This window comes from Salmonirosea aquatica (assembly GCF_009296315.1).
Lineage (GTDB): Bacteria > Bacteroidota > Bacteroidia > Cytophagales > Spirosomataceae > Salmonirosea > Salmonirosea aquatica.
Map to the genome: position 1 here is coordinate 1,546,203 of NZ_WHLY01000002.1, position 13,074 is coordinate 1,559,276.

Annotated in this window: 11 protein-coding genes; 6 read left to right on the forward strand and 5 right to left on the reverse strand. The window is 50.6% G+C overall.

Annotation, left to right across the window (positions count from 1 at the left end; all coding sequences use genetic code 11):
- Positions 1 to 27: 27 nt before the first annotated feature.
- From nagA to GBK04_RS07550, 4 genes are all read right to left on the reverse strand, one after another.
- Positions 28 to 1,152: an N-acetylglucosamine-6-phosphate deacetylase gene (gene nagA / locus GBK04_RS07535; protein ID WP_152758284.1), complete on the reverse strand. Its 1,125-nt coding sequence runs from the start codon at positions 1,150 to 1,152 to the stop codon at positions 28 to 30.
- The gene (locus GBK04_RS07540; RefSeq protein WP_152758286.1) at positions 1,140 to 1,925 is read right to left on the reverse strand and encodes a shikimate dehydrogenase family protein; all 786 of its coding nucleotides are present in this window, start codon (positions 1,923 to 1,925) and stop codon (positions 1,140 to 1,142) included. Before GBK04_RS07540 ends, nagA begins: the two co-directional genes overlap by 13 nt.
- Before the next feature lie 166 nt (positions 1,926 to 2,091).
- Positions 2,092 to 2,745, reverse strand: a complete 654-nt coding sequence (locus GBK04_RS07545) for a DedA family protein (protein ID WP_152758288.1) — start codon at positions 2,743 to 2,745, stop codon at positions 2,092 to 2,094.
- Entirely contained in the window at positions 2,724 to 3,518 is a 795-nt protein-coding gene (locus tag GBK04_RS07550) for a phosphosulfolactate synthase (protein WP_152758290.1), read from the reverse strand. Before GBK04_RS07550 ends, GBK04_RS07545 begins: the two co-directional genes overlap by 22 nt.
- A 247-nt stretch (positions 3,519 to 3,765) precedes the next feature.
- Between GBK04_RS07550 and GBK04_RS07555 the strand changes: the two genes are divergently transcribed.
- From GBK04_RS07555 to GBK04_RS07580, 6 genes are all read left to right on the forward strand, one after another.
- Positions 3,766 to 4,221, forward strand: a complete 456-nt coding sequence (locus tag GBK04_RS07555; RefSeq protein WP_152758292.1) for a PaaI family thioesterase — start codon at positions 3,766 to 3,768, stop codon at positions 4,219 to 4,221.
- A gap of 70 nt (positions 4,222 to 4,291) precedes the next feature.
- Complete coding sequence (locus tag GBK04_RS07560; protein WP_152758294.1) at positions 4,292 to 4,909, forward strand: TetR/AcrR family transcriptional regulator; 618 nt, start codon at positions 4,292 to 4,294, stop codon at positions 4,907 to 4,909.
- Between the two features lie 117 nt (positions 4,910 to 5,026).
- Positions 5,027 to 6,400, forward strand: coding sequence for a TolC family protein (locus GBK04_RS07565; protein ID WP_152758296.1), 1,374 nt, complete (start codon positions 5,027 to 5,029; stop codon positions 6,398 to 6,400).
- A 7-nt stretch (positions 6,401 to 6,407) separates the two neighbouring features.
- Positions 6,408 to 7,436 (forward strand): efflux RND transporter periplasmic adaptor subunit, encoded by a 1,029-nt coding sequence (locus tag GBK04_RS07570; RefSeq protein WP_152758298.1) that lies wholly within the window; start codon positions 6,408 to 6,410, stop codon positions 7,434 to 7,436.
- Between the two features lie 68 nt (positions 7,437 to 7,504).
- Complete coding sequence (locus tag GBK04_RS07575; protein ID WP_152758299.1) at positions 7,505 to 10,552, forward strand: efflux RND transporter permease subunit; 3,048 nt, start codon at positions 7,505 to 7,507, stop codon at positions 10,550 to 10,552.
- 203 nt (positions 10,553 to 10,755) lie between these two features.
- Positions 10,756 to 11,880, forward strand: coding sequence for a TlpA family protein disulfide reductase (locus tag GBK04_RS07580; protein ID WP_152758301.1), 1,125 nt, complete (start codon positions 10,756 to 10,758; stop codon positions 11,878 to 11,880).
- Here the strand turns inward: GBK04_RS07580 and GBK04_RS07585 are convergent.
- A complete protein-coding gene (locus tag GBK04_RS07585; protein ID WP_373330797.1) occupies positions 11,875 to 12,993 on the reverse strand; it encodes an alpha/beta hydrolase family protein in 1,119 nt (372 codons plus the stop codon). The genes GBK04_RS07580 and GBK04_RS07585 overlap by 6 nt on opposite strands.
- Between the last annotated feature and the right edge of the window lie 81 nt (positions 12,994 to 13,074).

Here is a 13,074-nt window from a genome sequence, read left to right on the forward strand (position 1 = left end):
GTCAGCGTTTTATTGCGGTAGCTGAGGTTATGCCGTAAAAACTTCCTGCACCGCCAGTTCTGGAGTCAGGGCTACCACATTGGCGATATAGCCCGGCTTGAGGTACCCTAGCCGATCATCCATTCCTAACTGCCGGGCGGGGTAGGTCGAAGCCATCCGGAATGTTTCGTCAGGAGCGATGCCTACCTTCCTAATACAGTTGCGTACGGCGTCGAGTAGCGTGATACACGAGCCGGCCAGAAGTCCTTCGTCGTTGGTGAAGCGTTCCCCGTCGTAGTTCGTAACGAAGCCTTCAAACTCAAACCGGGTACCTTCATATTTGGCAAAGGTGGCATCCGAAATCAGAAAAAGCCGATCACCCAGTAACTTCTTGGCAATGCGAATGGCGCCAAAATCGCAGTGGTAGCCGTCGGCAATCAGGCTAGCGTGCACATCGGAACGATCGAAGATTGTACCCACGACGCCCAGTTCCCGACTTTCGAGCGGTCGCATGGCATTGTATAGGTGCGTAGTAAGATGGAAGCCCTTATCAAAAAATGCATTCATCTGCGCCGAGGTAGCATTGGTATGGCCCGCCGAAATGGCCCAACCGGTGGTTTGCAGAAGTTTCAGCAACGCATCGTCGAAGCATTCGGGCGCGATGGTCATAACCTTGATCACATCTCCTGCCTGTTCAATTAGCTCGTCCAGTTCTTTCCGGCTTGGTGGGCGCACCATTTTGTCACTATGCGCGCCGCGCTTGGCCTGACTGATGAACGGTCCCTCCACATGTAGCCCCGCCACGCCCGGCAGACCGAGCGCCCAATAATGCCGAATGGCTTCTGCCGCCGCCAGAATCCGCGCCTGGGTAGTGGAATACACCGTAGGCACTATGGTGGTGGTGCCATCCTGGAGGTGCGTCTGGTACATATTTGTGAGTGATTCCACCGAGCCATCCTGCGTGAGGAATCCAGTACTACCCCCGTACAGTTGAAAATCGACGAAGCCAGGTACCAGCCACGCCCCATTCATATCCCGGGTAGGTACCGACTCCGGCAGTTCGTTGGTGGATAGTACCGCTCGAATCTTCCCCGCCTCCAACCACAGGGCATGGTCTTCCAAAACGGCTTCACCGGTAAAAATGGTGGTGTGGGTCAGGATCAGCGATTCCATAAGTCTCCTTCTACGGTCCAGGTTTCCCACGATTTTTCGGCTTGCAGTTGCAACATTTTCAGACCGTTGTGGACAACCGCTTTCTGTTTGGCTCCTTTCTGCATAAAAGCTGTTTCCAGCGGATTGTACACCAGGTCATACAGGTAATGCCTGCTTCCTAGCCATTCGTAAGGAATGGGCGGGTAGGTTTCCACGTTGGGGTACATGCCCAGGGGCGTGGTGTTGATAATGAGTCGATGTGATTGAATAACCTCCTGGGTCAGATCTTCGTAGCCGAGCATAGGGTAAGTCGCGTCCGTCGCTTTGGTGCGGGAGACAATGGTAGGTTTAGCCCCCAGATCGTCCAGCGCCACCAGCACCGCTTTGGCGGCACCGCCATTGCCCAGCACTAGGGTTTCCAGGCCAAGACAGGTTTCACCCCGCCGATCGAGCCATTCGCATACTGACTGCCGAAAGCCATAATAGTCGGTGTTGTAGCCTTTAGTTGAGCCATCAGCAAACACCTTAATCGTATTGACCGCCCCGATGCGCCCGGCCGAGGCATCATCCAGGCCATCCAGGTAGGGGATTACTGCTTTTTTATGGGGAATAGTCACGTTGAGGCCGCGCAGGCTGGGGGTATTGGCCAGCAGGGCGGGCAGCGCGGTGATATCGGGTAATTCATATAAATCGTAGCGGCTACCTGCGATGTGTTCCCGCTCGAATTTTTCCGCAAAATAGCGCTTGGAGAAGGAGTGGGTCAGCGGATAGCCGATGAGGCCATATAAGTTCATAAAGCTTGTTGTATTGATGCTGGTTTTGGTACCCTACCAAATTAATGCCACTAGTAAAGGTAAGGATCATTTTGCAGGCATCGCGACGAATGCCTGCCACTTTGTAAAAACACAAACCCCGTTTTGGTCAGAAACGGGGTTGAAGGTTAAGGTACCTGAAAAGAAATCAGACGGTTTTAGGAGTCAGGAATTTTGATTTGACCACTCCCCACAGGATCGGCAGAATGGATAAGCCGATAATGCCAAAGATGACAATCTCGAAATTATTTTTCACATACGTAATGTTCCCGAAAAAATAGCCCAGCAAGGTCAGTGAAGGTACCCACAGCAAAGCACCCATGACGCAGTACAGAATGTACTTGGAGTAGGTCATGCTGCCCGCGCCCGCCACAAAAGGCGCCACTGTGCGGATGATCGGAATGAAACGAGCCATGATGACCGTTTTGCCCCCATGCGTAGCGTAGAAGGCTTCCGTGCGTTCGAGGTACTCGCGCTTCAGGAAAAGAATGCGTTCGCGTTGCTTGATTTGCGTCCCCAGAAACTTACCCACAAAGTAGTTGGTATTGTCGCCCAAAAGAGCCGCTACGATGAGGAGGAGTATGATGAGCCACACGTTCAGAGCTCCCGTAGAAGCCGCCAATGCTCCCGCTGCAAACAGCAGCGAATCGCCCGGCAGCAGGGGCATGAACACCAGGCCGGTTTCGGTGAAAATAATCAGGAAAAGAATCAGGTAGGTAAGGGTACCGTACTCTTCGACTATATCGAAAAGGTGCTTATCGAGATGGAGAAAAAAATCAATTATTTGGCTGATAATTTCCATTTCTGTTTGGTCTTTTGGTTGAGAAAGTGTGAAAAGGTGTCGCCACGAAGTCCGAGGCGAATGGTTTCGAGCGGTATGAGGTCGTTGGAGGCAATATTGCCCAGATTTACATTGGCGCCCAGCAGTTTGACAAACCATACCTGCTGCGATTTCTGAGGTGCTTCCCACAGGATTTTCTCGTTGGGAATCTGGGTCAGGATTTCCTCCACCAGTCCTTGCCGTACCTCTCCGCTCGACCGGAACAGCCCAACGTTCCCGGCCTCGCGGGCTTCGCCGATCACCTTCCAAGCACCGGCTTCCAGTTCAGCGCGCATGAGTTGAATCCACTTGTAGGGCGGAATGATTTTCTCCTCGTCCTTGGAACCTACTTCCGAAAGTACTGTGACCTGCTGCGCCAGCGTGCGGATGTACTCGCACTTCTGATCCTGCTTCATTTCAATCGAGCCGTCCGACACCTCGGCATACTGTAGTTTGTACTTGTCAATCAGTTTGCGGTAGTCGTCGAATTGATTGCGAACGACAAACGCCTCGAACAGGGTACCCCCGAAATAGACCGGGATATTGGCCGAGCGGTAGGCCGCCAGCTTATCGTCCAGGTTGGGCGACACAAACGAGGTAGCCCAGCCCAGTTTGACGAGATCGATGTGTGGATGGGCAGCAGAGAGCATGTCTTCCACTTCACGCACACTCAGGCCCTTGTCCATCACCATGGTTATTCCGTTTTCGCGGGGTTTTGCGGTGCGGTCGGGGATTTGTGACAAATTATAATTCATATATTGGGAAATCTTTGGTCAACTCAGGAGGGTGGTGTAATGGCTGCTTTTATGATTTACAAACTTTCCGTGTCCGGGATCCTCCGGTCAAGCCGGGTTAAAAATCGCCCAAAGGTAATAAGAACCCCGAATTCCCGCACAATAAAATACAGGATTTCGATTCGATTAAGGCTTTTATTCTACGATTATTCCTATTTTATGCTTAACCGATTTTCATTCTGAGTATTTATCAAATGTACCCTACGCTATGCAAGATACCGCCCAAACCAACCCCCGTCTTGAATTTTTCCGTACCCTAATCGGAAACGACCTTAGCAACAGTATCTCCCCGCTGGGACGCTGGCTCAATGGTACCGTACGGGCCATCGACTACGGCCACATTAGCGTGGAGTTTACAATCCGGGAAAACATGACTAACCCAATGGGTGTGCTGCACGGCGGCAGCGCCGCCGCTATGATGGACGAGGTAGTAGGGATGATGGTGTTTGCGCTCGGACGCGAGTACGGCTACACTTCCGTGAATCTGAACTGCGATTTCCTCAACGCTGCCCGGCTGGGCGAAGTACTTACGGCCAACGCCAAGGTAATCCGGGCGGGCCGCAATATAGTCCATTGCGAGTGCGAGCTCGTTACCACTGAGGGCAAGATTATTGCCAAATGTGCTTCCAACCTGATTCAGACAGGTATTCGGCTGCCGGGTTAAAAAAAAAATTAAAAATAATTTGGACACTAAACACTGTTCAGTATATTTGTACTGTATTTAGAAATTGACCATGGGAATATCAGAGCGGAAAGAGCGGGATCGGGAAGAAATGCGGGAGTTGATTCTTAATGCCGCCCGTACGCTTTTCCTGACCAAAGGCTACGAAAAAACAAGCATCCGTAACATCGCGGATGCGATCGAGTATAGCCCGGGTACCATCTATCTCTATTATAAGGATAAGAATGAGCTGCTTTTTGCCCTGCACGAAGCGGCGTTTGCCAGAATGACCGCCGAACTTTCCCAGGTAGGTACCATCAGCGACCCTTTCGCCCGGTTAGTAGAAATGGGCCACCAGTATATCAAATATGCTATCGCTAACCCCGAGATGTACGATTTGATGTTTCTTATGGAGGGTCCAATGGAGGATTTAGCCTGCCGTGACGAATCGTGGGAAGATGGTAAAAAGTCCTTTTCTCTACTGGAAAACGTTGTATCGGAATGCATTAAGGTTGGATATTTTCAGGAACAGAATATTGAAACCGCCGCACTCACGATTTGGAGCTACATGCACGGGCTGGTGACAATCTACCTGAAAGGTCGGATGAAAATGTTCAATGACAACCGTGAGAATGAGCGCATGCAGCAGTCGTTTGCCTTGTTTGTAAAGATGTTGCGGGGGGCATTGTGAGGCACACACTTAGGTGAAAGTCCTAGTTTGAGTTTAATTTTTATACATGAGTACAGTTGCTGTGCTATTTTTTTGCCTTTCTAATGAACAGTGTTTAGTAAGTATACAACGATTATTATGAAATACATTCTACTTTTTGCAGCCTTAGGCTGGTTTCTACCCTCTAGGGCGACAGCGCAGGTACCTGCTGCGCTTGAAGAATACGTGCAGCTGGGTTTGGCAAACAATCTCTCGCTGAAGCAGGAAACGCTGGGCATTGCCAATGCTACCGAAAACTTACGGCAGGCCAGAGCACTGTTTTATCCGCACGTGACCTTTGCACCTACCTATTCATTAGCCGCCGGAGGACGCCGGTTGCAGTTCCCGGTTGGTGATTTATTGAATCCGGTGTACAAAACCCTGAACGAGATGACGCAATCCGATCGCTTCCCGCAGATTGAAAATGTGGATGTCCAACTGGCTCCCAACAATTTCCACGATACCAAACTGTCCATTCAGTACGCGATCTACAATCCTGAAATTCAGTACAACTACCTGATTCAGCAAAATCTCCTTTCGGCGCAGGAAGCCAGGAAGTATGTGGTAGAAAATGAAATCCGCTTCGCCATAGAAACGGCTTACTACCAATATTTGCAGACTCTGGAAGCAGTGCATATCTATGAAACCAGCCGAAACGTACTGAACGAATTGGTCAGGCTCAACCAGAAATTGGTCGATAATAATGTACAAACAAAAGACGCGGTATTTTCGGCCGAATACGAACGGAGTAGGCTTGAGCAGCAGCAAGCCGAAGCCAGCCGGAATCGTGAGGTAGCCCAGGCCTACTTTAATTTTCTACTCAACCGTGATCTGAACTCCTCCATTCGGGTAGACAGTACGGTACTCTCCCAAACCTCTGCGGACCAACTTACTCCCTCGGGTGAATTAGCCAGCCTGACGGAACAGGCTACCCACAATCGTCAGGAATTCCGACAGCTTTCCCATTCGCTTGAAGCCGCCCAAAATGCGGTACGCCTGCAAGAAATGGCTGGAAAGCTTCCTTCGATTTTTGTTGGAATAAATACGGGTTTCCAGGGGTTTGGGTATACGTTCAGCGGACAAGCCTACGCGGTGGGCCAACTCGGCCTCACCTGGGATTTGTTCAAGGGCTACGAGCGGAAGTCCAAAATTCAGCAGGCTCGTATCCAGACTTATGTTCTGCAAACCCGGCAACAGGAATTGGAAAAACAGATTGCACTGCAAGTCAACCAAGCCTACTACGATCTGATCGCCGCACGCGAAGGGTGGCAAGCTACGGTCAGCGGATTGAGCAAGGCCGAGCAATATTTCCGCATGATCGACAGCCGCTATCGCAATGGGAGCGTGTTATTGATCGAGTACGTTAAAGCCCAAAATGATGTGCTCACCGCGAGGCTCCAGCAATCGGTCTCGCGTTACGATCTCCTGATTAAGTACTCACTCTTGCAAAAAACTATTTCGACTCCAAACTAAAACTGACATGAAATTTTCTCTCTTCTTCCCCCTCCTTCTTTTCATCTTCGCCGCCTGCCAACAGGAAAAAGCGGCGCAAAAGGCAGTTGCCGACGAAGTCGTCATCGCCACCCAATCGGTACCTGTTACCCAATCCGTCCGCGCCGAACCAATTTACGTGTCGGGCGCAGTAGCCTCGTCCGACGAAGCCAAACTCTCTTTCAAAATTGGCGGCATCGTGCAACGAATTACGGTGCGTGAAGGTGAAACCGTTCGAAAAGGCCAGCTCCTCGCCATTCTGGATCAAACCGAAATCACCGCCCAAGTGAGCCAGGCGCAGTACGCTACCGAAAAAGCCGAACGAGATCAAAAGCGAGTCCAGAACATGCTCCGCGACACGGCGGCCACGCTGGAACAAATGCAGAACGCTACCACGGGCTATGAGGTGGCCAGACAAAACCTGCAGATTGCCCAATTCAACCAATCCTATTCCCGCATCGTGTCGCCCATCGACGGAACCGTTACTCGTAAGTACATGAACGAAGGCGAATTGGCCGGCGTGGGTTCGCCCGTCCTGCTCATCGCCTCCAACCGCCGAAACGATTGGGTGGTACGCGTGGGCGTTACGGACAAGGACTGGGTGCGGCTCAAAATTGGGGATCGCGCTACGGTACAGCTTGACGCCTATCCCGGTGAATCGCTGACGGGTACCGTGTCGCGCCTGGCCCAGGCGGCTGACCCGATGAATAAGCTCTACGAGATAGAAATCAAAATCGTCCCAAACGGCAGGCGTCTTGCCGCCGGGCTCTTCGCCAAAGTAGAACTACACCCCTCCCAAAGCCGTACCTACGCCATGATTCCCGTAGAAGCCATCGTCGAAGGCAACGGACGTGAGGCTTTTGTTTTTGTGAATAACCAGGGTAAGGCCAGGCGTATACCTGTTACCGTAGGGTACCTCGATGGGCCCAATGTCCTGATCACCGACGGCCTGGACAGCATTGAAACCATTATCACCTCCGGCAGCGCTTACCTCACCGAAGGCTCCTCTATTCAATAATTCTAACTAAAACACCGACCGATTCTCTCTGCTATACATGAGCAGTATCGGCCGTATGGCAAAAAGCTATGAACCTATCCGAATTTAGTGTCAAAAACTGGCAGTTTATGCTGGTGATGTTTATCGGCGTCGTCGCGCTGGGCGTCAATTCCCTGCTCAACATGCCCCGGGGCGAAGATCCCGAATTTTTCGCCCCGCAATTTGCAGTCGTGTACGTGTATCCGGGCACGGATGCCCTCGACATGGAGGAGCTGGTAGTTGATAAGGTCGAGGAGCGCTTTTCGGCGCTGGATAATATCAAAAACGTCATGACCAGCATCGACGACGGCCTAGCTGTGGTACAAATCGAATACGAATTCAGCGAAGATCCCGACGAAAAGTACCAGGAAGTCGTGCGTGAGGTAGGTTCTTTGGCCCGCGAACTACCCGCCGATATTTTCCGCACCGAAATCCGGCGCTTTTCGCCCACCGATGTCAATATTGTCCAGGTAGCCCTGATTTCTGAAACTGCCTCGGCCAAAGAACTAGGCGACCAGGCCGACCGCCTGAAAGACGAGCTGACGAAGGTAAAAAGTCTGAAAAACGTGGATGACTGGGGCTACCCGGCCAGCACGGTGCGCGTGACGTTGAATGTGGAAAAAATGGCTTCCGAGGGCGTGGCGGTCAACCGGGTATTGGGTGCGATTCAGGCCGAGAACAGTACCATTCCGGGCGGTAGTCTGCAGGCAGGCCAGCGGAAATTCAACGTCAAAACTTCCGACGATTACCAAAACCTCGACGAAATAAGGAACACAATCGTTGGGACCAACGGACAGAAAATCACCTATCTGCGCGACGTAGCCGACGTGGCCTACAACTACGAGGAAGAAACGCATCTGACCCGCCTCAATGGTCACCGCTGTGTACTCGTGACTGCCGCCCAAAAGGAAGGACAAAACATCGAAAAAGTAGGTCAGGCCCTGAATCCGGTCGTAGCGCAGTTTGCCAAAACCCTGCCCGCGAATATCGAATTAGTCAAAAGCTTTGATCAGGCCGAGAGTGTCAGCAAGCGGCTGGGCCGTTTTGCCAAAGATTTCGGGATTGCCATTTTGCTGGTGTCGCTCACGCTGCTACCGCTGGGCTTTCGGGCGGCGTTGGTGGTCATGATTTCCATCCCGCTATCGCTGGCCATCGGACTGGCGGGCCTGGACTACCTTGGATTCAGCATCAACCAATTGAGCATTGTGGGCTTGATCGTCGCATTAGGCATTCTGGTGGACGACTCGATCGTGGTCGTTGAAAATATCGAACGCTGGATGCGCGAAGGGTACCCCAAGCGCGAGGCGGCCATCAAAGCGACCCGACAGATTACGTTGGCCGTAATCGGTTGTACCGTCACCCTGGTACTGGCGTTCTTACCGCTCAATTTCCTGCCCGAAGCCTCGGGCGACTTCATCCGCAGCCTGCCGATGGCCGTAACGCTGACTATTATCGCCTCCATGGTCGTTTCGCTTACGATCGTGCCCTTCCTGAGTAGCCGAATTTTGAAAACCGACCACAATCTCGAAGGCAACATTTTTCTCCGCGCTTTGAAAAAAGTCATCTCCGGCTCGTACAGTCGGCTACTGTACTGGGCATTGCGGCATCCGTTGCCAACGTTGCTCGTGGCTTTGGTATTATTCGTTTCCTCGTTGGGGTTGACCAAAATCATTGGTTTCGGACTTTTTCCCAAATCCGAAAAACCCATGTTCCTCGTCACGCTGGAAACCCCCGATGGTACGGCCCTGTCCGAAACCAACCGGATTGCCCGCACCGTCGAAATGGAATTGAAGAAAATTCCCGAGCTAAAATACAGTACTACGAACGTCGGCAAGGGAAATCCAAGGATTTACTACAACGTCATCCAACGCTCCGAGGCTTCCAATGTGGCTGAATTTTTCGTGCAATTGCAGGATGTACCGCCTGCCAAAAAAGGCGAGATCATCGATGAACTCCGCAACCGTTTCCGGCTGGTACCCAATGCCAAAGTGGAGGTCAAAGATTTTGAGCAGGGCCCCAATACGGAAGCTCCGGTGGCCATCCGGGTATTCGGCGAAGACCTGGCCCAACTGCGGAGCACAGCGGCTGGCGTGGAGAAAATCCTGAAAAGTACCCCCGGAACGATCTACGTAAATAATCCGCTGGCCAATCAGAAAACCGATCTGCGGGTGAAGATCAACAAAGAAAAAGCCGGGATGCTGGGCATTTCGATGGTGGATGTCAACCGCACCATCCGCCTGGCGGTGGCGGGTCTGAACGTAGGTACTTTCAAAGATGCCCAAGGCGACGATTACAATATCAATGTGACCATGCCCAAGGGCAAAGTGACCGACCAAAGCGTACTCAATAATTTGTATATCAATACCCTGGCGGGATCGTCGGTACCGTTGCGGCAAATCGCCGACCTGCAATTCGAGAGTGCCACTAACCAAATCCGACACTACGACAAAGATCGCTACGTGACCGTATCGGCCTACGTGAAGAGCGATTTTCTGGTAGATGATGTGTACAGCGCGATTATCGACAAGTTGGATAAGTACCAATTCCCGCCGGAGTTTCACTACGAAGCAGCGGGCGAACTGGAAGCGCGGGCCAAGTCGTTTGGCGGGCTGGGTACCATCATTCTCATCACGGCTTTTGGCTTTCTGGGGGTATTGGTACTGGAATTCGGGACTTTCAAGAGTTCGCTGATCGTGCTGTCGGTCATTCCGCTAGGCATGATCGGAGCTTTCTGCGCTTTATTTCTGGTAGGGTACCCCCTCTCATTTGTCGCCATCATTGGTCTCATTGCCCTCATCGGCATCGAGGTCAAGAACTCCATTCTGCTCGTGGACTTCACCAACCAGCTTCGTGCCGAAGGGGTACCCCTCATCGAAGCCATTCAGCAAGCGGGTGAAATCCGTTTCGTCCCCATCGTCCTGACTTCGCTAACGGCCATCGGCGGCCTGCTCCCCCTGGCCATCGAAGGTAATCCGCTCTACTCGCCGCTGGCGTGGGTACTTATCGGCGGACTGATCAGTTCCACACTACTTTCCCGCATCGTAACACCGATTTTGTATAAACTGCTGCCACCGGCGGTGGAGGTAGTTTCAGTGTAGGTTTGATGTAAATCATGTATTTTACCATTTATAGCCAAACTTAATTGTAGGTAGGTTTTTTGAGATAAAATTGGTGCAGAATGAAGTGACGATGGAGGCGTTCTTCGTCAATTAATCTACCCTTAATCGGGAGTTATTTTTTCTGAGCGTTACAACTAATAGTCGTGTAGCTGGCTCTACGAACCAACCTAAAAAAACGCAAAATGAAATTAAAGAAAATTGGTTCGATCGTCTGGGCTGTTTTGTTAGCCACTTTGCTGTGTCATGGGACCTATGCGCAAAAAACATTCTCCGTCACCATCGAAATTTCGCCGCTATTGGTGAAGGAAAAACTCAAAGTTTCCTACGATACTAGGATTGAAGAAGTTGAAGTAAAGCCAGTTTTCAAGGGCAATCGCATCATAATCTCAGGAGCGTATTATTCAAGATACGCCAGTTTGGAAATTGAGTATCCGTCAAAGCAAGGGGGATGGCATGAAGCAAACTTTTTCTTGACCGATGCTCCAGCTACCATTTCATTTTTAGGTGCATCTTCGGACAAAGATCCTCTTGGTAAATTCAAAGCGAAATACGCGTATACTCACGAAAGCATGGGAAGGGGAGAATTGATAAAGTATACAGCTACAGAGCAAAAGGATGCTATAACCTTTTTAGAGGCTCATAAGGACGAAATGAATGACTCACTCTTGACGTTAGCTCGAGAAAAATTTGACAGATGGGAAGACAAGAACATAGAGTTTATTACCCTAAACCCTGAGTTGTACTATAATTTCTGGTTTTTCAGAACGGGAATCGTATATGACTACAAAATAGGCTCAGATAGCTTGTTTACATTGTTTGCCCTGTTTCCCGATAGTCTCAAGAATAGCCGGGAAGGAGAGCGCGTTGTAGAAATTTTGCGAAGTTCTAAACTAAAAAAAGGGCAATTGATCCCAGACTTTACAATCGAGGATACAACAGGAAGGACATTTTCACTGAGCGATTATCGGGGCAAATACGTACTGCTCGATTTCTGGGCATCCTGGTGTGGACCATGCGTCGCCGAAATGTCCACGATTATGGAAGTTAGAAAGAATTTCCCCGAAGAGAAACTGGCTATGGTTTTTATTTCTTCTGATGACGATACTTCTGCCTTTCAAGGTGCTGTAAAAAAGTACGATATTCAGGGAAAACATGCATTTTTAACTCAAAAAATGATGAGACAATATTCGATACAAGCTATTCCAGTACTCTATGTCATCGACCCCGAAGGTCAGGTGATTTATAGCTTGTACGAAGAACAAGACAATCTCAAATCGCTCAATAAAGTACTTGCGGACCGGCTATAACTTCCCCTTTACAAAAATCGGACTCGAAACCGACACCTCGCGGTGGTCGGTAATGTAGAAAAAGCCGTAGGCAAAATTCGGATCGGGTACTTTAGCGGTGAGTTTTTTCCGCGCAGGATCGACTTTGGCTTCTACACTGGCCCAAACCCGTTGCTCATTGGCCGACGTGATGTCCGAGGAATAGTAAAAACGCGCTGCACGCAGCCCCACCACCGCGTCAAAGGCCGTGTGGACAGTCGAATCACTTTTCTTTACTGTTTCCACTTTTGGCAACGGAACGCCATCGTTCAGTACCGATTCGAAGAAATAGCGAATTTCAACGGGCTCCCAACCGTGCGTATGGCTATGCCTCATGTCGGGTTTCAAGCAAATGTTTTTCTGCGTTTCTTTTGGCAGTGCGTAGGTTTTGGAATAAGGGCTAATATTATAGAAACGATCTTTATTACCATTGACAAAAAGCAGTGCAGGCCGTGTGAAGGGCAGGTACACCGAAGGATCGAAGTACTTCATCCACTTGGTTTTTTCCTGGGATGATAGCTTTGCCAGATCTTTACCAAAAACATCCGACTCGTCGTAGTACCCGCAGCCATACACCGGCACTGCGGCTTTGAAACGATTGTCCAGGCCCGCGACGATGCACGTCAGATAGCCGCCCCAGCTGATGCCCGTCAGTGCGGTTTTGGTAAAATCGACTTGTGGCTGGTTTAGTAAGAGCGAGTGCGCCAGGATGACACTGGCGACAGCATGATAACTCCATACATTTTGTAGTTCTCCTTTTTCGATGCTGGTAAATTTTAATTCGTGGGTTTGGTCCGGCCCGGCGTCCGGCAGGAATTGTCCGTCGGCACCTTTTCCGCCTAGATCCATGGCGATAGCTGCGTAGCCATCGGCAGCCCACTTTTCTACCCATTCCTTAAAGGCAGCACCTCCCCCACCGTGTACCAGCACTACGCCCGGAAACTTCCGATTGGTTTTCTTTCCCATTAATAAGTCCGGATTGGAATAGTAGGCAAAAACCCGGGTAGGTTTGCCCTGGTAATTTACACTTTCGTACGTCAGTGAGCGAACGGCCGAGGTAGAATCGAGCCAGGAAAAAGCGGGAGGTTTGCTCATTGATTTCAAATCCCAGAGTATTTCCGTTGAGCCGAAAGGCTCGGTATCAATAGTAGGAATATTTTTCTGAGCATTGACTCT

What these genes read in the sequence shown, in the direction of transcription:
- nagA (WP_152758284.1), bottom strand. Translation starts at nt 1,152, where the DNA reads ATGGAATCGCTGATCCTGACCCACACCACCATTTTTACCGGTGAAGCC.
- GBK04_RS07540 (WP_152758286.1), bottom strand. Translation starts at nt 1,925, where the DNA reads ATGAACTTATATGGCCTCATCGGCTATCCGCTGACCCACTCCTTCTCC.
- GBK04_RS07545 (WP_152758288.1), bottom strand. Translation starts at nt 2,745, where the DNA reads ATGGAAATTATCAGCCAAATAATTGATTTTTTTCTCCATCTCGATAAG.
- GBK04_RS07550 (WP_152758290.1), bottom strand. Translation starts at nt 3,518, where the DNA reads ATGAATTATAATTTGTCACAAATCCCCGACCGCACCGCAAAACCCCGC.
- GBK04_RS07555 (WP_152758292.1), top strand. Translation starts at nt 3,766, where the DNA reads ATGCAAGATACCGCCCAAACCAACCCCCGTCTTGAATTTTTCCGTACC.
- GBK04_RS07560 (WP_152758294.1), top strand. Translation starts at nt 4,292, where the DNA reads ATGGGAATATCAGAGCGGAAAGAGCGGGATCGGGAAGAAATGCGGGAG.
- GBK04_RS07565 (WP_152758296.1), top strand. Translation starts at nt 5,027, where the DNA reads ATGAAATACATTCTACTTTTTGCAGCCTTAGGCTGGTTTCTACCCTCT.
- GBK04_RS07570 (WP_152758298.1), top strand. Translation starts at nt 6,408, where the DNA reads ATGAAATTTTCTCTCTTCTTCCCCCTCCTTCTTTTCATCTTCGCCGCC.
- GBK04_RS07575 (WP_152758299.1), top strand. Translation starts at nt 7,505, where the DNA reads ATGAACCTATCCGAATTTAGTGTCAAAAACTGGCAGTTTATGCTGGTG.
- GBK04_RS07580 (WP_152758301.1), top strand. Translation starts at nt 10,756, where the DNA reads ATGAAATTAAAGAAAATTGGTTCGATCGTCTGGGCTGTTTTGTTAGCC.
- GBK04_RS07585 (WP_373330797.1), bottom strand. Translation starts at nt 12,993, where the DNA reads ATGAGCAAACCTCCCGCTTTTTCCTGGCTCGATTCTACCTCGGCCGTT.